This is a genomic window from Streptomyces sp. NBC_00091, assembly GCF_026343185.1.
In the GTDB taxonomy this organism is placed as follows: Bacteria; Actinomycetota; Actinomycetes; order Streptomycetales; family Streptomycetaceae; genus Streptomyces.
Map to the genome: position 1 here is coordinate 1,616,449 of NZ_JAPEMA010000001.1, position 24,757 is coordinate 1,641,205.

General features: G+C 71.3%; 26 protein-coding genes and 1 pseudogene. 18 read left to right on the plus strand and 9 right to left on the minus strand.

Going from position 1 to position 24,757, the window contains the following annotated elements; genetic code table 11:
• Positions 1–192 precede the first annotated feature (192 nt).
• The 8 genes and pseudogenes from OOK34_RS07060 (at position 193) to OOK34_RS07095 (ending at position 6,902) form a co-directional block, all read left to right on the plus strand.
• Positions 193–1,473, plus strand: coding sequence for an amino acid deaminase (locus tag OOK34_RS07060; protein WP_267033013.1), 1,281 nt, complete (start codon positions 193–195; stop codon positions 1,471–1,473).
• 348 nt (positions 1,474–1,821) lie between these two features.
• Positions 1,822–3,087: pseudogene (locus tag OOK34_RS07065) on the plus strand (amidohydrolase family protein); the annotation flags it as partial.
• Positions 3,088–3,104: 17 nt separating this feature from the next.
• Positions 3,105–4,118, plus strand: a complete 1,014-nt coding sequence (locus tag OOK34_RS07070) for a YdcF family protein (protein ID WP_267033014.1) — start codon at positions 3,105–3,107, stop codon at positions 4,116–4,118.
• Between the two features lie 112 nt (positions 4,119–4,230).
• Positions 4,231–4,929 carry a hypothetical protein gene (locus OOK34_RS07075; RefSeq protein WP_267033015.1) on the plus strand — a complete coding sequence of 233 codons (699 nt, stop codon included), beginning with the start codon at positions 4,231–4,233 and terminating at the stop codon, positions 4,927–4,929.
• A gap of 79 nt (positions 4,930–5,008) precedes the next feature.
• A complete protein-coding gene (locus tag OOK34_RS07080; protein ID WP_267033016.1) occupies positions 5,009–5,194 on the plus strand; it encodes a hypothetical protein in 186 nt (61 codons plus the stop codon).
• Between the two features lie 123 nt (positions 5,195–5,317).
• The gene (locus OOK34_RS07085; protein ID WP_267033017.1) at positions 5,318–5,818 is read left to right on the plus strand and encodes a peptidylprolyl isomerase; all 501 of its coding nucleotides are present in this window, start codon (positions 5,318–5,320) and stop codon (positions 5,816–5,818) included.
• 118 nt (positions 5,819–5,936) lie between these two features.
• Positions 5,937–6,398 (plus strand): nitroreductase family deazaflavin-dependent oxidoreductase, encoded by a 462-nt coding sequence (locus OOK34_RS07090; protein WP_267033018.1) that lies wholly within the window; start codon positions 5,937–5,939, stop codon positions 6,396–6,398.
• Between the two features lie 102 nt (positions 6,399–6,500).
• The gene (locus OOK34_RS07095) at positions 6,501–6,902 is read left to right on the plus strand and encodes a DUF6083 domain-containing protein (RefSeq protein WP_267033019.1); all 402 of its coding nucleotides are present in this window, start codon (positions 6,501–6,503) and stop codon (positions 6,900–6,902) included.
• Here the strand turns inward: OOK34_RS07095 and OOK34_RS07100 are convergent.
• Positions 6,868–7,551, minus strand: a complete 684-nt coding sequence (locus OOK34_RS07100; protein WP_267033020.1) for a DUF4386 domain-containing protein — start codon at positions 7,549–7,551, stop codon at positions 6,868–6,870. The two genes, OOK34_RS07095 and OOK34_RS07100, sit on opposite strands and share 35 nt — an antisense overlap.
• Positions 7,552–7,674: 123 nt before the next feature.
• Here OOK34_RS07100 and OOK34_RS07105 point away from each other — a divergent pair, with 123 nt between their 5' ends.
• The gene (locus tag OOK34_RS07105; protein ID WP_267033021.1) at positions 7,675–8,343 is read left to right on the plus strand and encodes a TetR/AcrR family transcriptional regulator C-terminal domain-containing protein; all 669 of its coding nucleotides are present in this window, start codon (positions 7,675–7,677) and stop codon (positions 8,341–8,343) included.
• A gap of 7 nt (positions 8,344–8,350) precedes the next feature.
• Here the strand turns inward: OOK34_RS07105 and OOK34_RS07110 are convergent, their stop codons facing one another.
• Both OOK34_RS07110 and OOK34_RS07115 read right to left on the minus strand, forming a co-directional pair.
• A complete protein-coding gene (locus tag OOK34_RS07110) occupies positions 8,351–8,914 on the minus strand; it encodes a GNAT family N-acetyltransferase (RefSeq protein ID WP_267033022.1) in 564 nt (187 codons plus the stop codon).
• Between the two features lie 65 nt (positions 8,915–8,979).
• Positions 8,980–9,537 (minus strand): hypothetical protein, encoded by a 558-nt coding sequence (locus OOK34_RS07115; RefSeq protein ID WP_267033023.1) that lies wholly within the window; start codon positions 9,535–9,537, stop codon positions 8,980–8,982.
• A 389-nt stretch (positions 9,538–9,926) separates the two neighbouring features.
• Here OOK34_RS07115 and OOK34_RS07120 point away from each other — a divergent pair, with 389 nt between their 5' ends.
• The 4 genes from OOK34_RS07120 (at position 9,927) to OOK34_RS07135 (ending at position 13,164) form a co-directional block, all read left to right on the plus strand.
• On the plus strand, positions 9,927–11,138 hold the full coding sequence (locus OOK34_RS07120; protein WP_267033024.1) for a pyridoxal phosphate-dependent aminotransferase: 1,212 nt from the start codon (positions 9,927–9,929) through the stop codon (positions 11,136–11,138).
• Positions 11,139–11,231: 93 nt separating this feature from the next.
• The gene (locus tag OOK34_RS07125) at positions 11,232–11,642 is read left to right on the plus strand and encodes a hypothetical protein (RefSeq protein ID WP_267033025.1); all 411 of its coding nucleotides are present in this window, start codon (positions 11,232–11,234) and stop codon (positions 11,640–11,642) included.
• Positions 11,643–11,936: 294 nt separating this feature from the next.
• On the plus strand, positions 11,937–12,365 hold the full coding sequence (locus tag OOK34_RS07130; protein WP_267033026.1) for an ester cyclase: 429 nt from the start codon (positions 11,937–11,939) through the stop codon (positions 12,363–12,365).
• 148 nt (positions 12,366–12,513) lie between these two features.
• The gene (locus OOK34_RS07135; protein WP_267033027.1) at positions 12,514–13,164 is read left to right on the plus strand and encodes an HAD family phosphatase; all 651 of its coding nucleotides are present in this window, start codon (positions 12,514–12,516) and stop codon (positions 13,162–13,164) included.
• A gap of 913 nt (positions 13,165–14,077) precedes the next feature.
• Here OOK34_RS07135 and OOK34_RS07140 read toward each other — a convergent pair.
• Positions 14,078–14,845, minus strand: a complete 768-nt coding sequence (locus OOK34_RS07140) for an SDR family oxidoreductase (RefSeq protein WP_267033028.1) — start codon at positions 14,843–14,845, stop codon at positions 14,078–14,080.
• A 92-nt stretch (positions 14,846–14,937) separates the two neighbouring features.
• Between OOK34_RS07140 and OOK34_RS07145 the strand changes: the two genes are divergently transcribed.
• Positions 14,938–15,552 carry a TetR/AcrR family transcriptional regulator gene (locus tag OOK34_RS07145; protein WP_267033029.1) on the plus strand — a complete coding sequence of 205 codons (615 nt, stop codon included), beginning with the start codon at positions 14,938–14,940 and terminating at the stop codon, positions 15,550–15,552.
• Between the two features lie 12 nt (positions 15,553–15,564).
• Here the strand turns inward: OOK34_RS07145 and OOK34_RS07150 are convergent, their stop codons facing one another.
• The 4 genes from OOK34_RS07150 to OOK34_RS07165 form a co-directional block, all read right to left on the minus strand.
• Complete coding sequence (locus tag OOK34_RS07150; protein ID WP_267033030.1) at positions 15,565–16,128, minus strand: hypothetical protein; 564 nt, start codon at positions 16,126–16,128, stop codon at positions 15,565–15,567.
• Positions 16,129–16,236: 108 nt separating this feature from the next.
• Positions 16,237–16,794 (minus strand): MepB family protein, encoded by a 558-nt coding sequence (locus tag OOK34_RS07155; RefSeq protein WP_267033031.1) that lies wholly within the window; start codon positions 16,792–16,794, stop codon positions 16,237–16,239.
• A 57-nt stretch (positions 16,795–16,851) separates the two neighbouring features.
• Entirely contained in the window at positions 16,852–17,337 is a 486-nt protein-coding gene (locus OOK34_RS07160; RefSeq protein WP_267033032.1) for a hypothetical protein, read from the minus strand.
• A 235-nt stretch (positions 17,338–17,572) separates the two neighbouring features.
• The gene (locus tag OOK34_RS07165) at positions 17,573–17,974 is read right to left on the minus strand and encodes a hypothetical protein (protein ID WP_267033033.1); all 402 of its coding nucleotides are present in this window, start codon (positions 17,972–17,974) and stop codon (positions 17,573–17,575) included.
• A 137-nt stretch (positions 17,975–18,111) separates the two neighbouring features.
• Here OOK34_RS07165 and OOK34_RS07170 point away from each other — a divergent pair, with 137 nt between their 5' ends.
• From OOK34_RS07170 to OOK34_RS07185, 4 genes are read left to right on the plus strand one after another with little or no spacing between them, the layout of a single operon-like run.
• Positions 18,112–19,212: a substrate-binding domain-containing protein gene (locus OOK34_RS07170; RefSeq protein WP_267033034.1), complete on the plus strand. Its 1,101-nt coding sequence runs from the start codon at positions 18,112–18,114 to the stop codon at positions 19,210–19,212.
• Positions 19,209–20,396, plus strand: coding sequence for a toxic anion resistance protein (locus OOK34_RS07175; protein WP_267033035.1), 1,188 nt, complete (start codon positions 19,209–19,211; stop codon positions 20,394–20,396). Before OOK34_RS07170 ends, OOK34_RS07175 begins: the two co-directional genes overlap by 4 nt.
• Positions 20,393–22,033, plus strand: coding sequence for a VWA domain-containing protein (locus tag OOK34_RS07180; protein ID WP_267033036.1), 1,641 nt, complete (start codon positions 20,393–20,395; stop codon positions 22,031–22,033). Before OOK34_RS07175 ends, OOK34_RS07180 begins: the two co-directional genes overlap by 4 nt.
• The gene (locus OOK34_RS07185; RefSeq protein WP_267033037.1) at positions 22,020–22,640 is read left to right on the plus strand and encodes a hypothetical protein; all 621 of its coding nucleotides are present in this window, start codon (positions 22,020–22,022) and stop codon (positions 22,638–22,640) included. Before OOK34_RS07180 ends, OOK34_RS07185 begins: the two co-directional genes overlap by 14 nt.
• A gap of 93 nt (positions 22,641–22,733) precedes the next feature.
• Here the strand turns inward: OOK34_RS07185 and OOK34_RS07190 are convergent, their stop codons facing one another.
• Positions 22,734–24,566 carry a phosphoenolpyruvate carboxykinase (GTP) gene (locus tag OOK34_RS07190; RefSeq protein ID WP_267033038.1) on the minus strand — a complete coding sequence of 611 codons (1,833 nt, stop codon included), beginning with the start codon at positions 24,564–24,566 and terminating at the stop codon, positions 22,734–22,736.
• Positions 24,567–24,757: the final 191 nt, after the last annotated feature.

Sequence of the window (24,757 nt, forward strand, 5' to 3'; positions counted from 1 at the left end):
CTTCCGTGGTGGTGCTGACTTCCTCCGCTTCGGTCTTCGTCGGGCGGGGATCCGGGCCCGCGGCTGGGGGCCCCGCGTCCGGCTGCCGCTGCACGCAGAGGGCCGTTGACCCGTCGCCACGCCGGGTGTTAGACAGCACGGGCACCACCCGCAACGCCCGTTGCGCACGACGCAACGCCATCAGGAGGATCCATGGGCAGCGACGCAGTCCGACGGCTCGCCGACGAACCGGTCGACCACCGGTTCAAGGGCCTCCCCCCGGACGCCGGACCGGCCGGCCTCACCGTCGGCGAGCTCGCCGCCCAGAAGCGCGACCTGTACACCGGCGGGTTCACCACCCCCGTCCTGACCCTCGACGCCGACGCGCTCGCGCACAACCTCGAGGTCCTCGGCACCTACGCCGGCCGCCACGGCCTCGGCTTCGCGCCCCACGGCAAGACCTGCATGGCCCCGCAGCTCTTCGAGCGGCAGCTCGAGCACGGCGCCTGGGGCATCACCGCCGCCGTCCCCCACCAGGCCCGCGTCTACCGGGCCTTCGGGATCCGGCGCATCTTCCTCGCCAACGAGCTCGTCGACCCCGCCGCCCTGCGCTGGGTCGCCGCCGAGCTCGCCGCCGACCCCGGCTTCCGGTTCGTCTGCTACGTCGACTCCGTGCGCGGGGTCCGGCTCATGGACCGGGCCCTCCAGGGGCAGCCCGCCGTCCTGGACGTGGTGGTCGAGCTCGGCGCCGGCGAAGGGGCCCGCACGGGCGCCCGTACCGACGAGGACTGCCGGGCCGTCGCCGACGCCGTCGCCGCCACCGACACCCTGCGCCTCGTCGGCGTCGCCGGCTACGAGGCCGAGGTGCCGGACGCCGACCCGGACGGCGTCCACGCCTGGCTGCGCCGGCTCACCGCGCTCGCCGCCGAGTTCGACGGGGCCGGGCGGTTCGCCCCCGACGTCGAGGAGATCGTCGTCAGCGCGGGCGGCTCGGCCTGGTTCGACGCCGTCGCCGACGTCTTCGCCGCGATCCCGGAACTGTCCCGGCCGGTCCTCAAGCTGCTGCGCTCCGGCGCGTACGTCTCCCACGACCACGGCTGGTACACCCGCCTGACCCCCTTCAACCGGATCCCCGAGGAGGGCGGGCTGCGCCCCGCCTTCCGGCTGTGGACCCAGGTCGTCTCCCGCCCCTCCCCCACCCAGGCCTTCGTCAACGCCGGCAAGCGGGACATCGCCTACGACCTCGGCCTGCCCGAGGCCGAGCTGGTCCGCGACGCCCTCACCGGCGAGGAGCGGCCCGCCACCGGCGTCCGGGTGGTCAAACTGTCCGACCAGCACGCCTGGCTGGAGACCGCCTCCTCCGAGGACGTGCAGGTCGGGGACTGGGTGGCGCTCGGCATGTCGCACCCCTGCACCATCTTCGAGAAGTGGCCGCTGATCCCGGTCGTGGAGGCCGACGGAACGGTCAGTGACTACGTCCGGACGTTCTTCTAAGAGGTGTTCCCGTAATTGGCTTGCCCTGCGGGTCTTGCTGATGGGTTGGCCAAGTCCCTTGTGGATAGGGCGAGAAGACGCCCTGTGGGAGTCAACCGCATGGCGGTCCGACCTCCGGTTTCTCGGAGCGGCCCGCGCGGCAGCACAGCCTTCGGGCCGTGCCTCTGCTCCCCGAACGCCGGATCAGCGCCCTGGGCGACCCCGGAAGAGACACCCGCTCGCGGGTGACCACGCCGGAAAGCCCAGGTCACGCCCCAGCTGCAATCCGCAGCTCGCCTTCTGGCGAATTGCGGATCAAGTCTTAGCCGTGGACCTCGTCATCCGGGGGGCCCGCGTCGCACGAACACCGCGATCGCGGGCTGGAACGGCCCCGGTGACGACGTCGACTTCGACTGGCGGACGGTCGGCGAGTACCTCGACCGGCTGGACCATGCCCACAACGGACACGGCAGTGCGGTGAACGCCGCGTACCTCGTGCCCCAGGGCACGGTCCGCGCGTACGCCCTCGGCTGGGACGACCGCCCCGCGACCGCGGCCGAACTCGACCGGATGCGGCAACTGGTCGCCGAGGGACTGGAACAGGGCGCCGTCGGCATGTCCTCCGGGCTCACCCACACCCCCGGCATGTACGCCTCCGGCGCCGAACTGACCGAACTGTGCCGGGTGGTGGCGGCGTACGGCGGCTACTACTGCCCGCACCACCGCTCGTACGGGCGCGGCGCGCTCGCCGCCTACGCCGAGATGCTCACGCTGGCCCGCGAGGCCGGCTGCGCCCTGCACCTGGCCCACGCCACCATGAACTTCGGGGAGAACCGCGGCCGGGCCCCCGAGCTGCTGGCCCTGCTGGACGCGGCGCTCGCCGACGGCGCCGACCTCACCCTGGACAGCTACCCGTACACCCCCGGCTGCACCACCCTCGCCGCGCTGCTCCCCGGCTGGGCCCACGAGGGCGGCCCGGAGGCGCTGCTGGCGCGGCTGCGCGCCCCGGAGACGGCCGAGCGGATCCGGTACGCGCTGGAGGTGGAGGGCTCCGACGGCTGCCACGGGGTTCCGGTGGACTGGGCGAGCGTCGAGGTCTCCGGGACGAACAGCCCCGCGTACGGGAGCCACGTCGGCACCCGGCTCGACGGCTGGGAGACCGCCCGGCGGCTCCTCCTCGGGGACCGGCTCGGCCCGACCGTCCTCCAGCACGTCGGCCACGAGGAGAACGTCCGGGCGATCATGCGCCACCGCGTCCACACGGGCGGCTCCGACGGCATCCTGCACGGCGCGAAGCCGCACCCCCGGGCGTACGGCACCTTCCCGCACTACCTCGGGCACTACGTGCGCGAGCTGGGCGTGCTCTCCCTGGAGGAGTGCGTGGCCCACCTCTCCGGCCGCCCGGCGGCGCGGCTGCGGCTGCCCGACCGGGGACTGGTCCGCGAGGGCTTCCGCGCCGACCTGGTCCTCTTCGACCCGGAGACGGTCGCGGCCGGGTCCACGTACGAGCAGCCGCGCGCGCTGCCCACCGGCATCCCGTACGTGCTGATCGACGGGCACTTCGTCATGCGGGACGGGACCAGGACCGGTGTGCTGGCCGGACGGTCCGTACGCAGAACGGCCGTTCGCACCTGACACATACGATGAACGGCATGGTCGCCGCCTTCGTCCTCCCCGCCCTCCTGTTCCTCGCCCTGTGCGTCAGCGCCTTCAAGGACCGCCGCCGCTTCAGCAACGCGGTGCTGTTCGGGCTGACGTTCATCACGTTCTCGGGGGCCATGCTCCTCCAGCTGACGGCGCTTCCGCCGTGGGCGGCCATCGGCATCATGGTGCTCGCCTTCGCCCTGCCCACCTTCGGCACCATGGCGATCGGCGTCTTCCTGATCGCCAACGGCGTGACCATGATCCGCAAGGAGGGCCGCCGGCCGGCCAACCTGATGTCGATGCTCGCCGGGCTCGGGATCTTCGGGATGATCGCGCTGCTGATCATCGTCCCGCAGTTCCACTCCACCCTCCTCAACGGCATGGCCGCGACCCTCACCCTGGTCGTCGCCTACGTCTCCTTCGTCTTCCTGTGCTTCCTCGGCTACGCCTTCCTCTACGGCCGGATCAAGGTGCGCGGAGACGTCGACCACGTGGTGATGCTGGGCTCCGGCCTGATCGGCGGGAACCGGGTGCCGCCGCTGCTGGCCTCGCGCCTGCGCAAGGGACAGCAGATCTACGAGGCCCAGCTGGCCCGCGGCTCGCGCCCGCCGGTGCTGCTCACCTCGGGCGGCAAGGGTTCGGACGAGCAGGTCTCCGAGGCGCGGGCGATGGCGGACTGGCTGATCGAGCAGGGGGTGCCGGAGCAGGCCATCACGCTGGAGGACCGGTCCCGGACGACCGAGGAGAACATGCTGTTCTCGCGGGAGATCATGCTGGCGGACAAGCCGGGCTACCGGTGCGTGGTGGTGACCAACAACTTCCACGCCTTCCGGGCCGCGATGATGGCCCGCAAGACGGGGGTCAACGGGCAGGTGCTGGGCTCGCCCACGGCGCGCTACTTCTGGCCGAGCGCCACGCTCCGCGAGTTCGTCGCCGTGTTCTGGGAGCACCGGGCGGTCAACCTGACGATCTGCGGGCTGCTGGTCGCGCTCGGCGCGCTGGCGACGCTCACGGCCGCGTGAGGCCGGGGCGGCAGTTGGCGTGCGCACGACGTATATTTCGCGCCAACGAGGGGGGCGGGAAACGCTCAAGCGGCCGCTCCCCCAAGGCACTTCGGTCAGGAAGAAGAACGACATGCACCGCCGCTCCAAGGCTCTCTACGGGATCTCGGCCGCCGTACTGGGACTCGCCCTCACCGCCTGCGGAGGTGAGGGAAGCGGAGCGAAGTCCGGCGCGAGCGGAATCGCGAACGGCACCGTGAACGGGAACGCCGCCGGGAGCGGGAACGGGAGTGGGAACGCCGGCGCGGCCCCCGCGTCGAGCGCGCCCGCCAAGGCGCAGTGGGCCCCCGCGCTGGCGCTGGGCCAGCCGGCCCCGCAGTCGTACGCCACGCTCGCCGGCGGGAGCGGGAAGTTCCAGGTGGCCGCCACGAAGATCGTCAAGGGCACCCCGAAGATGCTCAAGGACCGCCACTTCGAGGAGCAGCTGGGCGACACCCCGTACTTCGTGTACGTGACGTACACCCTGAAGGAGGGGAAGCCGGACTCCTCCAATCCCGACCTCAACGCCCATGCCGCGGTCTTCGACGAGAGCGGTGAGGAGGTCGCGAAGCGGCCGGTCGTCCACGGGGGGCACCTCGAGGGCGGCTGCCCGGTGGGGGACGTCTACCTCGGCTGGGACATCGGCGAGTCGCGCACCTACTGCTCGCTGTGGATCGGGCACTCCTCGAAGCAGCCCACCCGGCTGGCCTGGGCCCCCGACGGGGAGACCGCCGAGGAGTACAAGAAGGCGGGCGTCTCCTGGAAGTGGGCCACCGTGCCGGTCTCCCGCTGACCGCCGCCGGGCGCCCGAGGTGCGTTCATGGCGCCGGGGCCGGAGGATGGGGGCCTGGGGGGCACCGAGGAGGTACGCGATGGACAGTGGAACCGACGAGCAGCCCACCCGGTCGGACCGGCTCTTCACAGGTGGAGAGCGGCCGTACGACCCCGAGGACCTGGTGATGGCGACCGGCCACGACGTGACTCCGGAGCGGGTCGAGGCCGCGCGCAAGCTGATGGAGAAGGAAGGTCTCAAGGTCATCGAGCGCTACCTCCCGTAGCGGTCGGCCGGCCGAAGGCTGCTGTGGCCACGCCCCGGGGTCGCACCCCGGGCCGTGGCCTCCTGGTGACCCTCTGCGAAGCTGAGAGGCACGTTTCAGCCCCAGAAGGGACCGGACCCCGCCATGCCTCAGGTGAAGCTGACCACCAGCCTCGGCACCATCGTCATCGACCTCCACGAGGAGCGGGCGCCGGCCACGGTCGCCAATTTCCTCGCCTACGTGGAGAGCGGCCACTACGACGGCACGGTCTTCCACCGGGTGATCCCCGGGTTCATGAACCAGGGCGGCGGCTTCACCGCGGACATGCGGCAGAAGCCCACGCGGGAGCCGGTCCGCAACGAGGCGGACAACGGCCTGAAGAACACCCGGTACTCGGTGGCGATGGCCCGTACGAGCGTCCCGCACTCGGCGACCTCGCAGTTCTTCGTCAACACCGCCGACAACCCGGCGCTGGACCACACCGCCCCGACGCCGGGCGGGTACGGCTACGCGGTGTTCGGCGTGGTCAGCGAGGGCCGGGAGGTGGTGGACTCCATCGCCGCGGTCCGGACCGGGCGCGCGGGCGGGCACGGCGACGTCCCGCTGGTGCCGGTGGTGATCGAGAAGGCGGCACTGGTGGGCTGAGCCGGTCCGGACCGGTCCGGACCGGACCGGACCGGCCGGCGTGCGCGACGGGTCCGCCGCATCCAGAATCGGTCATGGCTCGTTAGCGCTCCGGGGGCCGCCCTACGGAGGTCATCAGATGAACAGCGTCGCCGTCCCCGTCGCCCCCGTCGACTGGGACCACCCCACGGACCCGCATCCCGGCCCGCGGCTCGATCACGTACGGACCTACGTGTCGAGCGGGGGCACCGACGGGCAGCTGTGGCACGGAGTGCCCACCCTGCTGCTGACCACCCTCGACCGCGCCACGGGGCGGGCCGTGCGCACGCCGCTGATCTACGCGGAGGACGCGGGCCGCCACCTCGTGGTGGCCGCCGCCTGGGGCGGTCCGCGCCACCCCGGCTGGTACGGGAACCTCAGGGTCCACCCGGAGGTCCGGCTCCAGGTCGGCCCGAGGGCCTTCCCCGCCTGGGCGCGCACGGCGAGCCCGCTGGAGCGGGAGACGTACTGGGAGGCGATGACGGCGCTCTGGCCGCCGTACGACGACTACCAGACCCTCGCGTGGCCGCGGGAGCTGCCGCTGGTGATCATCGAGCAGTAGGGGCGGACGCCCTCACTCCTCACCCGTTCGGGTCACATCCGGCGGGGTGTGGTGGACGCGCTGCCCTCCGATCGGCTACCAACGGGGCTGTGAGGGGGACAGTTGAGCACAAACACCCAGGAGCAGGGCGGCGGCCGGGAGCAGGGCGGCCGGGAGCGCGGCAGTGGGGAGCGCGGCAGCGGGGAGTGCGGTCCGTTCCTGCTCGCGAAGGTCCTGGCGGACACGCTGGTCACCACGATCGGCCGGCCGCGACCGGCCGGCGACCCCGCGTCGCCGGAGGCCCGGCCGGCCGCCTGCCGCCGGTGCGGCGGAGAGGCGCACTGGCACCGGACGGTGCGCGGCAAGTGGATCCTGATCGAGCCGGGCGAGTACCCCACGCACACGGTCCCGGCGGGGCAGCGCTGGCGCATCGCCCCGGACGGCACCGCCGTCAACCTGGGCGCGGCCTCCCCGACGGACACCTGCCGGGTCAGTCACTTCCACGTGTGCGCCGAAAGCCCTTGACGACGAGCCACACGGCGAGGCTCAGCTCCCAGGCGAAGACCGGGAGTGCGGCCAGCGACCCGGGCACGGAGAGCTGCGCGTAGAGCCCGGACATCACGGCGACCGCCGAGGTGCAGATCAGCGGGCCGCCGATCAGGCCGAGCACGGCGATGGGCCTGGGTACGAGCCGCGAGCGGTACATCAGCAGGGCCAGCAGGGCCGTGTTCACCCCGAGGGCGATGTTGGGGCCGAGCAGGAACGTCCAGTCGTGCACGGCCACCAGCGCCGCGTCGACGGCGGCCGCGCCGGGCTCGGGGGCCTCCTGCCGCAGGGTGGTGAGGGCCAGTACGGCGACGATCCCGAGGAGGATGAGGGCGGCCTCCAGGAGGCGGGCGCAGACGTAGCCGAGCGCGAGCGCCTCGCCCCAGCGCTTGACGACCGGGAACAGCGTGACGCCGGTGCCGGCCACGGCGGCCACCAGGACCAGCTCGCACAGCGCGCCGAGGACCGCCCGGCCGCCGGCGTCGGCCGCCGCGCCGCCGCCGCCGAGCAGGGGGCGGTAGAGGACGGCCCCCGCGATCGCGGCGACCTCCGTCACCAGGAACAGCACCCCCGCGACGATGGCGGTCCGTCTGCCTGCCTTGTCCGTGCCGTCTACATCCGTGCTCATCTTCGGCCCCTCCCAGCAAGAGAGGTGTACGGCGTACACCTTGCTCGGACCATAGGTGTACGCCGTACACTCGTCAAGGAGCGCCGGAGGAAGAGCGGCAGCGCGGGAGAGCGGGAGAGCGGGATGACGCGACTGAACCGGGACCGGGTCCTGCGGGCCGCCGTCGCGCTCGCCGACGAGAGCGGGATCGAGTCGCTCAGCATGCGCAGGCTCGCGCAGGAGCTGGACGTCGTACCGATGGCGCTCTACAAGCACGTGGCCAACAAGGAGCAGCTGCTCGACGGCATGGTGGACGCCGTCGTCGGCGGGATCGACCCCCCGGTGCCCGGCCCGGACTGGCGGGGCGTGGCCCGGCAGCGGATCCTCTCCGCCCGGCGGGTCCTGTCGCGCCACCGCTGGGCGTACCGGGTGATCGAGTCGCGGACCGGGCCGACCCCGGCGGTGCTGGAGTACGTGGACTCGATGATCGGGGTGTTCCGGGACGGCGGGTTCTCCGTCGACCTCACCCATCACGTGATGCACGCGATGGGGAGCCGCCTGCTGGGCTTCAGCCAGGAGCTGTTCGACGACTCGGGCAGCGGCAGCGCCGGGCCCCCGGATCCCGCGCTGGCGGCGCGCTACCCGCGCATCGCAGAGCTGGCGGCGGCGGCCGCGCACGACGCGGAGTCCGTGGTGGGCGGCGGCTGCGACGACCAGTTCGAGTTCGAGTTCGCGCTGGACCTGCTGCTGGACGGCTTCGAGCGGCTCCGCGTGCAGGGCTGGTCGCCGCCGGCCCGCTCGGCCGGGGCCTAAACGGGGCCTAGACGGGGACCTGGACCGGGGTCGCGACCGCCGTGTAGGTGCGGCCGGCCACGGTGTACTCGCCGAGGGGAGTCATACCGAAGGCGTCGACGTGTACCCGCCAGGACGGCAGGTTGCCCGCCTCGATGAAGGCGACCAGCGCCTCGGCGCGCCCGGCCGCCGCCGCCACCGCCTTCGCGAACAGGCCCCGGGCCACGCCGTGCCCCCGGAAGGCGGCGTCGACCACGACCGGCCCGTACAGCAGCCACCGCACCTCGCCCAGCGGGCGCCCGTGCCAGCTGAGGGAGTCCTGCGCCCGCAGCAGTCCGAGGACCGCCGCCGGCGGGTCGGCCATGTCCTCGGCGACCGACAGTGCGAGCAGCCCGGCGACCCGCCCCTGCCCGTCGTCGGCCACCAGCAGCTCCCCGCCCCGGGCCATGCCCCGCAGGGTGTCGACGCCGAAGGCCCCCTGGACGAAGCCCTGCGCGGCCCGCTGCTCCTCGGTCAGGGCGTCGTGGTGGTTCGCGGCGAACAGCAGCGCGAGGGCGGGCGCGTCGGCCTCGGTGGCGTATCGGAAGCGCATGCGCCCGATGCTGCCACGCCACCCCGACGCGGGACGGACGGCGGGGCCTCTATGTCACCTCACGCTCAGGTGTTGGTGTTGAGGAAGCCGATGACGACCGCGCCCCACCAGCAGGCCTGGGAGACGAGGGCGGTGACTCCGCCCCAGAGGAGGAGTCCGCGGCCGATCGGGGCGGCGGCGGATTCCAGGCGGCGGCCCAGGAGGCCCGCCTGGAGGCCGTTGACGGTGAGGAGGGCGACCAGGCCGAGCTTGGTGAGGGTCAGCGGGGAGTCCAGGTCGGGGTGCAGCATCAGGCCGCTCACCACGAGGCCCCCGAGGCCGGCCCAGATCGGCACGTGCAGCCGGGAGGTGGCGCCGAGCACCTCTTCGAGGGTGCAGCGGCCGGTGGCCCACAGCAGCCCGTGGTAGTCGGCGGAGAGCACCGCGCCGAAGCCGAGCACGAACGAGGCGAGGTGCGCGAAGAGCGCGGCGGAGTGCATGGCCGCGTCGGCCTGCATGTGGAGGGAGCACCACAGCCCCGCCGCCAGGACGACCAGCGCGCACAGCGCGCCCGCCGCCACGGTCCACCACGAGTCGTACAGGCGGACGGGGCGGGGGGAAAGTCTGGCTGCGGGGGACGACATCTGAGCTGGCTCCGGGGGAAAAGCGGAACGCGGCGGCCCGCCGCGCGAAGGCAAGGTAAGGCTTACCTAAAGGTCCCCCCTCGTCAATCCGGGTCCACGGGCCAAGACCGTGAGTCCCGCCACAGAGGCCCCTGCCCCGTTCCCCTCACCCGCCGGCGGCGATCCGTCACCCCGGGGCGGGGAGCCGCCCCGGGGTGACGAGCGCAACACCCTGCGCCCGCCGCTCACACCTCCCCCATCCATTCCGCAGGCCGGAACGCGGCGGGGCCGCCGTTTCAAAGGGTGGACGGCTCCGCCGCCTGCCCATCGCGCGAAATGGGGCATATCGCTCGCTGGAGTTCCACTGAAACGGCGCAGCGGGCGGGCGGCGGGGCCCGTAAGCTCCCGTCATGCAGGTGATCCAGTCAACGAAACTCGCCAATGTCTGCTACGAGATCCGCGGACCCGTCCTCGAAGAGGCGATGCGGCTCGAAGCGGCAGGTCATCGCATCCTCAAGCTGAACACCGGCAACCCCGCGGCCTTCGGCTTCGACTGCCCGCCGGAGATCCTCGAGGACATGCTCCGCAACCTGGGCAACGCCCACGGCTACGGGGACGCGAAGGGCCTGCTGTCGGCGCGGCGCGCGGTCATGCAGCACTACCAGACCAAGGGCATCGAGCTGGACGTCGAGGACATCTACCTCGGCAACGGCGTCTCCGAGCTGATCCAGATGGCGATGCAGGCGCTGCTGGACGACGGCGACGAGGTGCTGGTCCCCGCCCCGGACTACCCGCTGTGGACCGCTTCCGTCTCGCTGGCCGGCGGCACGGCCGTGCACTACCGGTGCGACGAGCAGTCCGACTGGATGCCCGACCTCGCCGACATCGAGCGCAAGATCACCGACCGCACGCGGGCGCTCGTGATCATCAACCCGAACAACCCGACGGGCGCCGTCTACGACGACGAGATGCTGCGGGGCCTGACGGACATCGCCCGCCGCCACAACCTGGTGGTGTGCTCGGACGAGATCTACGACCGGATCCTCTACGACGGCGCCACGCACACGAACACCGCGGCGATCGCGCCCGACCTGCTGACCCTGACCTTCAACGGCCTGTCGAAGAACTACCGGGTGGCCGGCTACCGGGCCGGGTGGATGGCGGTCTGCGGCCCGAAGGCGCACGCCTCGTCGTACATCGAGGGCCTGACGATCCTGGCCAACATGCGACTGTGCGCCAACATGCCCTCGCAGCACGCGGTGGCCACCGCGCTCGGCGGCCGGCAGTCGATCAACGACCTGGTGCTCCCGGGCGGGCGGCTGCTGGAGCAGCGCGACACGGCGTACGACCTGCTGACGCAGATCCCCGGCATCACCTGCGTGAAGCCCAAGGGCGCGCTGTACCTCTTCCCGAGGCTGGACCCGGCCGTCTACAAGATCAAGGACGACCGCCAGATGGTCCTCGATCTCCTCCGAGCCGAGAAGATCATGGTCGTGCACGGTACGGGCTTCAACTGGCCCGAGCCGGACCACTTCCGGATCGTGACCCTGCCGAACACCAAGGACCTCGCGGACGCGGTGACCCGGATCGGCCGCTTCCTGGACGGCTACGGCCAGCCGTAACGGCGGACTCCAGCCGGACTCAATCAGGATTCAACTCAACCTTAGACCGGATCCAATGTAGGATGGCCTCCTGACCAAGCAGGAGGCCTCCTCATGTACGAGCCGATCCGCCCCAAGTCGGTCGTCCACCGAGTGGACGGCAACCGGACCGCCCCCGCGTACCCGCAGAGCAGCCGGGGCGAAGCCCTCGACATCCAGCTCGCCGGACACCTCGCCGCGCTGCTCGCCGTCACCGACGAGCTCGGCCTCGACGACGACGGCGCCGTGCGCATCGCCGCCCAGGTGACCCGGCTGCGCGGATCCCAGCCGGTACGGGTCGCCTACCCCGCGCTCGCCGACGGCGCCGACACCCGCACCCTGCACCGCCGCGCCCACGACCTCGCCGCCCGCGCCCTGCTCGTCGCCGCCTCCCGCGCCGACACCGCCGCGGCGATACTCGCCGCCCAGCGCATGGACGCCCACACCGCCGCCCTCGACTCCGTCGACCTGGCCGGCGCCCACTGACGGCCCCGGTCCGGGGCCGCGCAGGCTCCGGACCGGGCGCCACTAACCCCTTCGGGGGTGCTCCACGCCCCCTCGAGCCGCTCGAGCCGCTGCTGTGCTCGCGGTGACGTCAGCTCGCGGCGCGGGCCCGCCATCTCCCCGTCTGCGGGTCCGGGGGCTGGGGGCGGGGTCTTGGCGGGGCGGGCATCCGGGCCCATGTGTCGGTGATTCCGGGCTGGGGGCAGCTTCGAGAACGGTCACCTCGCCAAACGCCCCGAACCCGCCGCAGCCTGAACGGGATGCCAGACTTCGCCAATGAACAATGCCAAGGACACCGTCCGCCAGTTCCTCCTGCAAGTGCGCTCGGGGCTGCACCCTGACCGAGCCACTCACTTCATGGCCGACCGGGTCCGGGCGCATCAGGTCGTCTCGGAGTCACCGGCGGTCGTGGAGCGAACGCCACAGCAGTACACCGAGCACGTCCAGGAGATGCTCGACGCATACGGCCCCTTCACGCTGACCGTGGACGAGCTCATCGCCGAAGGAGATCGGGTCTACGCCCGCTGGACCCAAAACGGACGACACGTCGGACCGGTGGACCGCCACCCGCCGACCGGTGCGCAGGTCACGGCGATGACCAGCGCGGTCTATCGAGTCGAGGACGGACTCATTGTCGAGTACTGGATCCAGATCGACCGGCAGGGAATTACCGCTCAGCTACAGCAAGCGGTAACCGAGCGCTGATCCCGACTCGTTCCACAGGTATTGACAATTACTCACCCCACCTCGTGGTTCTCGTCCGGGCCGGAGCCCGCTTCGAAGGCGGACGGCTCGTCGAGCACCGTGGGGACGTCACGGCGGCATGATCGGGGCAAGCACCTATGCTGCCGGGATGATCAAGCCGATTGAACTCGTCATATTCGACTGCGACGGCGTGCTGGTCGACAGCGAACGCATCGCCGCCCGCGTCCAGGTCTCTCTCGGCGCGGAGCTGGGCTGGCCCCTCACCGAAGACGAGGTCGTCGACCGCTTCATCGGGCGCTCGCATGCCTCCATCCGCGAGCAGGTCGCTGCCCGGCTCGGCGAAGAGACTGCCGCAACCTGGTCGGAGCGGTTCGAACAGCTCCACCGCGAGGCCGTGGACACCGATCTCGCCCCCGTCGAGGGACTGCCCGACGCACTCGACGCGATCACTCTGCCGACCTGCGTGGCCTCCAGCGGCTCCCACGACAAGATGCGCCACACCCTCGGTCGCACTGGACTCTACGAACGCTTCGCGGGCCGCATCTACAGCGCCACCGAAGTCGCCCGCGGCAAGCCCGCCCCGGACCTGTTCCTGCATGCCGCCCGGCAGATGGGGGTTGATCCCGCCGCCTGCGTGGTGGTTGAGGACAGCCAGCCCGGCGTCCGGGCCGCCCGCGCAGCCGGCATGCACGCCTTCGGTTACGCAGGCGGGCTCACCCCGGCCGAACGGCTCGAAGGCCCCGGTACCACCGTCTTCCACGACATGCGCAAACTGCCCACACTCATCACCGAGCAGTAACCCATCCTCCTGACCCTTGCGCCGGACCATCCACAGGAATTGACAATTACTCTGCTCTGGTCAAGGATAGAGGGTCATGGCCCATGTCCCGTAGAGACGTCCAGTCGGCGGTGCTGGTGCCCGTTCCGCTATGGGCAGGTGGATGCGGGGCGGAGAGTTGTGATCTGGCTGAGCGGGATGTCAATGGCCTGGCCCTGAGTCTGTACGCGAACACTTCCCTCGTTGGACGAGCCCAGAGTCCCGCAGAGCGTGCCCTGTGACGTGGACACTTGCACGGACTGTCCCTGGGACGTCGGCCGGGTGGGCCACCACGAGGAGGCAGCAGCCGTGGCAACGAGCACGACGGCGAGAAACGTCAAGGCGAGCCCGCTTCGCAGTCGTCGGGCGGCGCGGTCCACCCCGGTCTTCCCCTCCGGCCGTGCGTCGGCGCCGGACACGGACATCGGCAGCGGCCAGGCGACCCGAGCGACCAGATACGTTGCCCAGCACTCCACGGCCAGCGCCACCAGGACCAGAAGCCCCGCCACTTCCTCGATCCACCGGGGCGCCGCCGAACTGCTGCCGCTCTTGAGGACACCGCAGATTCCGATGAATCCGAAGACGGCCAGCTGGACGGTGTGCCAGCCGCGGGCAGAAGCCTGGACCTGCGCGCCTACGCTCTCCGAGTGCGGAACTGGGATTGGCCGGTCGCCCTCGCTCATGCGTCCTTCTCCCCGGATCTCTCCTGCGCACCGGCCGGTCGGCCCGACGCTTACGAGCAGGCGAGCAGCTTGCGCCCACAACGGTCAACAGGACACTCCGCGCACTGCCGGCAGTCACCGGTATGCCCTTGAAGTCTTGTGCACTTCCACCCCGCTGGCCGAACGGCAGCGTCTCCTTCACCTCTTCCGGGCCGCAGCTGTTGGGTGAAGGCTCACAGGCCGGAGCCGCCGGTCGCGTCGATCACCTTGCCGGTGACCCAGCGGGCGTCGTCGGAGGCGAGGAAGGCCACGATGTCGGCGACGTCCTGCGGCTGCCCGACCCGGCCCAGCGCGGCCAGGGAGGCCGCGTGGGCTTCGGCCTGCGGGTTGCCGCGCAGCCAGCCGGCGTTGACGTCGGTGTCGATGATCCCGGGGGCGACCGAGTTCGCCGTGATGCCCCGGGCGCCCAGGTCCTTGGCGAGGTTGAGGGTGAAGTTGTCCAGGGCGCTCTTGGTGGCTCCGTAGGCGATGGCCTCCGGCATGGCCAGGTGGGCCGCGCCGCTGGAGATGTTGATGATCCGGCCGGCGTCGCGCAGCCGCTTCAGCCCTTCCCGCACGATGAAGAACGGCGCTCGTACGTTCACGGCGAAGACCTCGTCGAAGCCGTCCTCGGTGAGCGACGCCAGGTCCGCGCTGCGTCCTATGCCGGCGTTGTTGACGATGATGTCCACGGCCGGCTCGGGCGCGTGGTCGGCGATCCCGGCGTCGAAGGCCGACCACAGGGCGGTGGCGTCGCCGCGACGGCCCAGCGGCGCATGGACGGCGAAGGCCCGGCCGCCGCCCTTCCGGATGCCCGCCACCACCTCGTGCGCCGCGCTCTCGTCGCGGGCGTAGGTGAGCGCGACAACGGCGCCGTCCCCGGCCAGCCGCTCCGCGACGGCCCGCCCGATGCCCCTGCTGCCGCCGGTGACCAGCGCGATCTTTCCCTCAAGTCGCCGCATGTCCATGGTGGTTGGCCGCCTTTCATTTGTTGAGTGATCGACCAAGAAAGAAGCTAGCACGATTTCTTGGTCGAGCACTCTAAAATGTGGGCATGACCGAGACGCCCAAGCGCGGCCGCCCCCGCACCTTCGACCGCGCGGCGGCGCTGACCGCCGCCACACGCCTGTTCTGGGAGCGGGGCTACGAAGGCGTTTCCATCGGGGAGCTGACCGAGGCGATGGGGATCCGCTCAGGGAGCCTGTACGCGGCCTTCGGCGACAAGAGGTCCCTCTTCGAGGAAGTGGTCGACGCCTACGGCCGGTCGCCGGTCGGAGCCTTCGCGGCGGTGGCGCTCCGCGAGGAGCCGACCGCGTACGGGGCGTTCGCGCGCATCCTCCGGGAGGCCGCGGCCATCTACCCGGACCCCGCGCACCCGGCGGGCTGCCTGGCCATCAGCGCCGCCACCAACGTCACCCCGCAGGACGCGGGCGTACGACTGTTCCTCCGCGACCTGCGCAACAGCAACGTGGACGCCTTCGAGGCCCGGCTACGGCAGGCGCAACAGGCGGGCGAGCTGCCCCCCGAGGCCGACCCCCGAGCCCTCGCCGACCACTTCGCCATCACCCTCCAGGGCTTCTCCCAGCGGGCCCAGGACGGCGCCACGGCCCCCCAACTGGCCGCGGCAGCCGAACTGGCCCTCACCGCCTGGCCGGCGGCGCGACCCTGATCAACGGAGGACCTACCACCAGGGGGAGTTGTTCGGGCCGAGCTGCCACAGCCTGTCGCTGGAGGGGTAGGAGTAGTCGAGGCGCAGGAGGTCGTAGTCGGATTCGATGTTGGTGGCGGACATGGCCACGTCGAGGTTCGTTTCCGGGCGCCAGACCCACCACCGGTTCTTGTCGTCCCCCTTGGTCTCCTCGCGCACGCTCCACCGCTGCAAGGCGGAGTCGTCGCAGGCGCGGATGACGAGGGCTTCGCCGCGCGCCGGCGTGTTGTCGATGGGCTGCAGACACTTGCCGCCGGACGTGGTCCTCAGCGTGGCGGTCCACAGCCGGGCGACCGGGTCCCAGGTGCCGTTGAAGTCCCACGCCTCACCCACGTTGGCGTCCCGCGCGGTACCGCGGGCCGTGTAGACCTGAGTGCCGTCGGCGGTGCTGCTGGTGGTGAGCCGGCTTCCGTCCATTCTGTTGACGAGGTCCTGGTTGCGGAGTTCGTCCGCCGCGGCCGGCGAGGCGCCGGTGAGCACGGCAGGAAGGGCAACCGCCACGGCGGCGGCAAGGAGGGCAAGACGATGCCTGGTCATGACATCCCTTTTCGATAGCAGGAGCGACGAAAGGACCATGACACAGCGTAGCCGTCCAGGGGGATGTGACACACGGAGAGTAATCAATTGCCGGCCCCGGCCGGGGGATCAGCTGGCGGCGGACCGGTAGAGCTGTTTGGCCCGGGCAGAGTCGACGGGCCCGTCCGCATACAGGTGCAGGAAGTAGTCCAGCTGCCACGCCTGCGCCTTGTCGGCCTGACGGTTGGACGTGGCCACCCAGGGCGGGTAGACACGGAAGGCCCGCTTCCCGCCTGCACCGGCTGCCGATACGACCCCGTGCCGGCGGAGCGCGCGCAAGGGAAACACGAACTGGCCGAAGTGGTGATCCTCGCGGCTGCTGATGACGAAGAGGTCGACAGGATCCGTCGCGTCGAAGGGCTGGATGGGCCCGCCCGGGGACCTCTTCCATACGGTGACGAACTGGCCGACCTTGGTGGGCGTCGTCTTGGCCGCGCGGAACCGGACGGCAAGGCCGTCCAGGGTGAACTCGTGGGCGGCGTAGTCGGCGCTCTCGGCCTCGGGAACCGGCTGCGAACAGGCGAATCCGCAGGGGTCGTAGACCAGCGCTTTCGCCGCGAGGAGATCACGGTGCACTTCGGTCGTGTCCGACCACCCTATGGATGAGCGCCTGCGGTTCACCGTCATCCCTTCACCCTGCCACGAGCGCCTCCGCCCACGAGTGCGGTCCGACTGGTTCGCGGCTTAGAAGCGGATCTTCCCCTTCATCGTGCAGTCGTGTTCGATGACGAGCACCGGTCCCTCTTGGCTCGGAGGTCCGGAGGAGACGCAGTCCACGGTCAGGGTCCCGCTGGCGTGCTCGAACCGTCCGGTACCCCCGGTGATCGTCACGGTGACCGTCAGTGTTGGCTCGCGGCCGGTCGTAGTGAAGGTTCCCGTCAACTGGTCACCGTTGGCAGCGACGATTTTCGCGGTGCCGCTGGCCTCGACCGTTCCGTCCTGAGAGATGGTGCTGTCGCCCTGGAAGTCGACTGCGTACTTCCCGAGCAGGTTGGCGACGCCCGACTCTTCGCCGGTGAAGGCGCCGGTCTCCGTATTGATGCGGATCGTTCCTGTGCCGCTGCCTTCGATGTACACGGTTTTGGGACCGGCGCTCGCGGGCGCCGAGGCCAGGAAGAGGGTGGCGAGCGCGAGCCCGAGGGCGAGCACGATCGCCTTGATCTTCGACATGAGAGGCTCCTTCGTTCACTTACCCCACGGACCACTACGATCCGTGAGCGTTCAGCCACGATCGATCGTCAAGGCGTGCATCGCACCGCGCCAGCGGGATTGCCCCAGACGGCCGTCGGGCGCCGGGAAAAGAGGAGCGCGTAGCGATCTGATGCGTCTGGGTGGTCCGGACAGCGCTCTGGTCACCATTTCGTGCAGGTAACGGCCGAGCCCCCGCCCCCGGCAGGCCCCCCCCTCACCCCTCCCCCGCCACCCCCGCCACCCCGCACCACGGGACCGTCGCCGGGGGCCAGACCGGGCCGATGGCTTCGGTGCGGGCGGGGGTGTCGGGGGTGAGGCCCGGGATGCGGACCAGGGACTGGGAGGTGCGGGCGTCGGGGGACGGGGGGCGGCGGTCGCGGAACTCGACCGTGACCACGTACGAGCCCTCGCCCCGGGCCTCCAGCGCCGCCACCACCCGCCGGCTCGGCGGGTCGACGCGGCACCCGGTGATCCGTACGTCCGGCGGCGGCGCGGCGGGGGCGGGGCCGCCGCCGCTGGCCCACACGTACAGCCCCAGCGGGGCGAACACCAACAGCCCGGCCAGGCCCATCAGGCCGACCAGCCAGCCCTGCCACTTCAACGTGCTCACGGCCATGGCACGATCCTCCCGCCGGCCCGCCCGCCCCACCAGCACCCACAAGCCCACACACCATTTCGAAGTGGGACCGCCTGGTCACCCGGCGTTCACCCAACACCGCGCGGAATGTGGGTTTCCGCGAGCACGCTGCACCCGTGAGACGCATCCTGGGAATCGCTCTGGCGATCCTCCTGATCGGCGGCGTGATCGCCGTCATCGTCATCGGGGGGAACGGCTCGGAGGGCACGGCAACGAAGACCGTGCGTGGCGTCATCGGATCGGAGAAGTCCGAGTTCTTCCGTGATCCTGACGTCGTCAAGGCCCTTGCCACCAAGGGCTACACCGTGAAGACGGAGACCTCGGGCTCCTGGGCCATGGACCAACTGGCCCTCAAGGAGTACGACTTCGCCTTCCCCAGCAGCAGTGAGCCCGCCGACGAGATCGCGGCCAAGGCCGGGGTGCAGGGCGCGCAGAGCGCGAAGCCCTTCTTCTCCCCGCTCGTGGTCATCGCCCGCGCCAACGCGGCGAAGGTCCTCGCCGACAACGGGCTCGTGAAGATGAACGGCAAGAACACCGGCACCCTCCTGATGGACCCCTTCCTCAAGGCGGCCGGCGAGGACCGGACCTGGCAGCAGCTGCCCGGCTCCGCCTCGTACGCCGAGCTGACGGGCACGGTGTTCATCAAGACCGCCGACCCCGCCACCTCCAACTCCGGCGCGCTGTTCATCGGCGCGACCTCCAACGTGGCCAACAACAAGACGGTGGTCTCCGACGACGCCGGCATCAACCGCACCGCCCCCCTCCTGCGCAAGCTGATCTCCGTGCAGGGTTCCCTGGAGCCGAGCACCGACGGCCCCTTCCGCTCCTTCATCAGCGGCAGCGGCGAGCCGCTGGTCCTGGCCTACGAGGCACAGGTGGCCTCGCTGCTGCTGCAGAAGCAGGCCACCGGCGAGGCCGCGAGCATGGTCGTGCTGTACCCGGACACCACCGTGAACTCCCCGCACACCCTCGTGCCGCTCGGCGAGAAGGCGAAGGACCTCGGCACCCTCCTCGCCACCGACAAGAAGCTGCGCGAGCTGGCCCTGCGGCACGGGTTCCGGCCCCAGGAGGGCACGGCCGAGTTCAGCGCCGCCACCGCCGGCTACGCCGGGTACCTCAACCCGGAGCTGACCGGGATCCGCCAGGTCGGCGCACCGACCGTGAAGGTCCTGACCGCGCTGGCAGGCCGCGCCAAGGGACAGGGGGGCACGCCGTGACGCTGACACCGCCCGAGGACGGCCCGCTCGTGCTGAGCGCGCCCGAGCCCGTCGCCCCCGTCCGCCGGGAGCAGGCCTCCGGCCTCGTCCCGCTCCAGGACGGGGTCCAGGAGGAGATGGCCCGCCGCGCCGGCGAGTACGTCGGCCAGCTCGCCGGGATCGACGCCCGCTCCCCCGAGTTCGCCACCCGCATCGGCGAGATCGCCGCCCTGGGTTCCGCCGACATCCGCAGCGCCGCCCAGCAGTCCAACCGGATGCTGGAGCGGGCCGTACGCTCCCTCGGCCCGGACGGCGGCGGCGACGCCCAGGCCCGCGTCGCGGGCTCGCTCGTCGAGCTGCGCCGCACCGTCGAGGACCTCGACCCCCGCGACGCCCCCGCCAAGGGGGCCCGCAGGCTCCTGGCGAAGCTCCCGGGCGGCAACAGGTTCCGCGACCACGTGGCGAAGTACGCCTCCTCGCAGGCCACCCTCAACCGGATCGTGGGCGCGCTGCGCGGCGGCCAGGACGAGCTGCGCCGCGACAACGCGGCCCTGCACACCGAGCGGGCCCGCCTGTGGGAGACCATGGGCAAGCTCCAGGAGTACGCGGTCCTCACCGAGGCCCTGGACGGGGCCGTCGAGCAGCGGATCGCCGAGGCCGGGCGGACCGACCCGCAGCAGGCGGACGCGATGCGCGCCGACGTGCTGTTCCCGGTGCGGCAGAAGCACCAGGACCTGCTGACGCAGCTGGCCGTGTGCGCGCAGGGCTACCTGGCGATGGACGTGGTGCGACGCAACAACGAAGAGCTGATCAAGGGCGTCGACCGGGCCGCCACGACCACGGTCTCGGCGCTGCGCATCGCGGTGATGCTGGCCTCGGCCCTCGACAACCAGCGCAAGGTGGTCGAGCAGGTCAACGCCCTCAAGGGCACCACCGAGGAGCTGATCCGCGGCAACGCGGAGATGCTGTCCACCCAGACCGGCGACATCCAGCGGATCGCCGCGGACCCGGCGGTCGGGGCGGAAACGCTGCGGACGGCCTTCGCGCAGATCTACAAGACCCTCGACGCGATCGACACCTTCAAGGTGCAGGCGACGGAGAACATGGCGGCGACCGTGGAGTCCCTGACCGGCGAACTCCAGGCGGCCTCGGCCCACCTGGCCCGCACCCGTACCGCGAACGCCCTGGAAGGCGGCGAGCGATGAAGCTGCGCACGGCGCGGATGCGCCGACAGCTGGCGGCGGTGGTGACGCTGGCCGCGACCCTGCTGGGGGCCGCTGCCTGCACCTCGGAGGAGCCCTCGGGGGCCTCGGGCGGTTCGGGGGGCTCGGGCGGCAGCAAGCAGCAGGAGTACAAGGAGGGCAGGCTGCGGGTACTGGCCTCCAGCGAGCTCTCCGACATGGGCCAGATCCTGAAGGACGCCAAGGCGGCCACCGGGGTCTCGGTCGACTTCACCTGGTCGGGGACGCTGGACGCGGCCGAGCAGGTCGCCTCGGGCAAGGCCGACGGCAAGTTCGACGCGATCTGGCTGTCCTCCAACGACTACCTGCGGCTGCGGCCCGAAGCGGCCGCCAAGCTGGCCAACGAGACCCCGGTGATGTCCTCGCCGGTCGCCCTCGGCGTCAAGCCGGAGGCACTGGCCCGGCTCGGCTGGAAGCCGCAGGAGGTGACCTGGTCGGCGGTCGAGGAGGCCGTGGCCGCCGGGAAGCTGTCGTACGGGATGACGGACCCGGTCCGCTCCAACTCCGGTTTCTCCACGCTGGTCTCGGTGGCGTCCGGCCTGTCGGGCGCCCAGGCGGCGCTGACGGACGCGGACGTGCAGAAGGCCCATCCGAAGCTGAAGGAGTTCTTCAAGGGGCAGAAGCTGACCTCCGGTTCCTCGGGCTGGCTGGTGACCGCGTACGCCAAGCGGGACGACGTGGACGCGCTGGTCAACTACGAGTCGGTGCTGCTGTCCATGAACGACCGGGCCAAGGCCCCGCTGACGGTGATCCGCCCGAAGGACGGGGTGGTCACCGCGCACTACCCGCTGACGCTGCTGACCTCGGCCCCGGCGGGGGCCCGGGAGTCGGGCCGGCTGCTGACCGAGTACCTGCGGGGCGACGCGGCGCAGAAGGCCATCACCGAGAAGACCTTCCGTCGTCCGGTGGCTTCGGGGGTGGCCCCGGCGCCCGGCCTGGACACCTCGGTCCGCCGCGAACTGCCCTTCCCGGGCTCGCGGTCGGTGGCCGACGGGCTGCTGGCCTCGTACGAGAACGAGCTGCGCCGGCCCTCGCGCACGGTCTACGTACTGGACACCTCGGGCTCGATGGAGGAGGCCGACCGGATCGGGCGGCTGCGCTCGGCGCTCACGGAGCTGACGGGGAGCGGGAGTTCGGGCACCGGGCAGCGGTTCAGGGACCGCGAGGAGGTGACGCTGCTGCCGTTCGGTGACAAGGTGAAGAAGGTGCTGACGCACGTCGTCGAGCCCGGCAATCCGGGGCCCGCCCTGGACGCGATCCGGGGTGACGTGAAGTCCCTCCGCCCGGAGGGGGGCACGGCCGTCTACGGCAGCCTGAAGGCCGCGTACCAGCACCTGGGGCAGGGGAACGCCGACGCGTTCACCTCGATCGTGCTCATGACGGACGGGCAGAGCGGGGACAAGGTGCAGGACTTCGACTCCTTCTACGCCGGACTGCCGGAGGGGCAGCGGCACACCCCGGTCTTCGCGGTGCTCTTCGGGGACTCGGACCGCAAGGAGCTGACGCACATCACGGAGCTGACCGGTGGCCGGCTCTTCGACGCGACCGACGGGAACGGCTCCCTGGACGGGGCCTTCGAGGAGATCCGTGGCTACCAGTAGAGGCCTCGCGGCGCGGGCGTGGGAGTACGTGGAGTCGGGGAAGAACCTGGCGGGCAGCGCCTGCGGGCTCGCCGGGGTGGGCCTGGCGCTGGCCGGCGTGGCCGGCGCGTACTGGCCGGTGGTGGTCGCGGGCCTGTACGGGGCGGGCGCGCTGATCGCCCCGCCGCGGCGGACGCCCGTCCCGCCCTTCCCCGGTCCGGCCGAGCAGCTGGACCTCGTACGGGAGGACCTGGGCCGGCTGCGCGGTTACGTGGCGGAGGTGGAGCTGCCGCCGGCCGCCGAGGGCAGGCTGAGCGAGCTGCTGGACCTGTACGCGGCCCTGCTGGACCCGGGCTGGGTGACGGAGGTGCTGGCCACCGAGCCGGAGGCGGTGCACGCGCTGGCGCGGGCGATCCGCCTGGACGTGCCGGAGTGCGTGGACACCTACAACCGGACCCGCTGGTGGACGCGGCTGACGCCGGGCGGGGAGTCCCCGGAGCGGCACCTGGAGCGGCAGCTGTCGGTACTGGCCGAGGAGGCGGAACGCCTGACGGCGGACCTCCAGGACAGGGAGGTCCGCCGTCAGCAGACGCACACGGCCTATCTCGAGGAGCGCGGACGCTCCTGAGGGGCCGGTGCTGCGGCGGGAACCGCTTGGTCGGGGGTTCCCACATTCGAGGGCCCCGGTTCGGGGCGGGCGCCCCGGTCAGGGGGCGGGCGGTCAGCCCAGGCGCTCGACCAGCGCGTGGTACTGGTCCCACAGCTCCTTGGGGGTGTGGTCGCCGTAGGTGTTCAGGTGCTCGGGGACCAGGGCGGCCTCCTCGCGCCAGACCTCCTTGTCGACGGTGAGGAGGAAGTCCAGGTCCTCGGCCGGGAGGTCCAGGCCGTCGAGGTCGAGGGAGTCCTTGGTCGGCAGGACGCCGATGGGGGTCTCGACGCCCTCGGCGGTGCCGTCGAGGCGGCCGACGATCCACTTCAGGACGCGGCTGTTCTCGCCGAAGCCGGGCCACACGAACTTGCCCGCGTCGTTCTTGCGGAACCAGTTCACGTAGTAGATCTTCGGGAGCTTGGACTGGTCCTTGTCGGCCGCGACCTTGACCCAGTGGGCCATGTAGTCGCCCATGTTGTAGCCGCAGAAGGGCAGCATGGCGAAGGGGTCGCGGCGCAGTTCGCCGACCTTGCCCTCGGCGGCGGCGGTCTTCTCGGAGGCGATGTTCGAGCCGATGAAGACGCCGTGGTTCCAGTCGAAGGACTCGGTGACCAGCGGCACGGCGGAGGCGCGGCGGCCGCCGAAGAGGATCGCGGAGATCGGGACGCCCTTGGGGTCCTCCCACTCGGGGGCGATCGTCGGGCACTGGGCGGCCGGGACGGCGAAGCGGGCGTTGGGGTGGGCCGCCGGGGTCTCGGACTCCGGGGTCCAGGCGTTGCCCTTCCAGTCGATGAGGTGCGCGGGCGCCTCTTCGGTCATGCCCTCCCACCAGACGTCGGAGCCGTCCGGGGTGAGCGCGACGTTGGTGAAGACGGTGTTGGCGTACATCGTCTTCATGGCGTTGGCGTTGGTGTGCTCGCCGGTGCCGGGGGCGACGCCGAAGAAGCCGGCCTCGGGGTTGATCGCGTAGAGGCGGCCGTCCTCGCCGAAGCGCATCCAGGCGATGTCGTCACCGACGGTCTCGACGGTCCAGCCGGGGATCGTGGGCTCCAGCATGGCCAGGTTGGTCTTGCCACAGGCCGACGGGAACGCGGCCGCGACGTACTTCGCCTCGCCCTCGCCCTGCGGCGGAGTGAGCTTGAGGATCAGCATGTGCTCGGCGAGCCAGCCCTCGTCACGCGCCATGACGGAGGCGATGCGCAGCGCGTAGCACTTCTTGCCGAGCAGGGCGTTGCCGCCGTAGCCGGAGCCGTAGGACCAGATCTCGCGGGTCTCGGGGAAGTGCGAGATGTACTTGGTGGTGTTGCACGGCCACGGGACGTCGTCCTGGCCCTCGGCGAGCGGAGCACCGAGGGTGTGGACGGCCTTGACGAAGAAGCCGTCGGTGCCGAGCTCGTCGAGGACGGCCTTGCCCATGCGGGTCATGGTGCGCATGGCGACCGCGACGTAGGCGGAGTCGGTGATCTCGACGCCGATCGCGGAGAGCTCGGAGCCGAGGGGGCCCATGCAGAAGGGGACGACGTACATCGTCCGGCCCTTCATGGAGCCGCGGAAGATACCTTCGCCGCCGGCGAAGATCTCCTTCATCTCGGCGGGGGCCTTCCAGTGGTTGGTCGGGCCCGCGTCCTCCTCCTTCTCGGAGCAGATGAAGGTACGGTCCTCGACGCGCGCGACGTCGGAGGGGTCGGAGGCGGCGTAGTACGAGTTCGGGCGCTTGGTCTCGTCGAGCTTCTTGAACGTGCCCTTGGCGACGAGCTCCTCGCACAGGCGCTCGTACTCGGCCTCGGAGCCGTCGCACCAGACGATGCGGTCCGGCTGGGTCAGGGCTGCGATCTCATCCACCCAGGAGATCAGCTCCTGGTGCTTCGTCGGGACGGAAGTGGGAGCCGCGTTGTCGCGCGCCACGATTGCTCCTTGTTGAGGGGTTTGTTTGGTGTATGCCCCGTGGGGGCTGCGACCCGGATGCTTCGCGCTCCGCTCATCCGGTGCCGACCGCACTCATCTGATCATCCGGTGCGCGTGCGCATATGTCCAGGGGGCCTCTCACGTGAGCATCACCACGTCCGTCAATCTTCCGTAAAGAGGACTAACCGAAA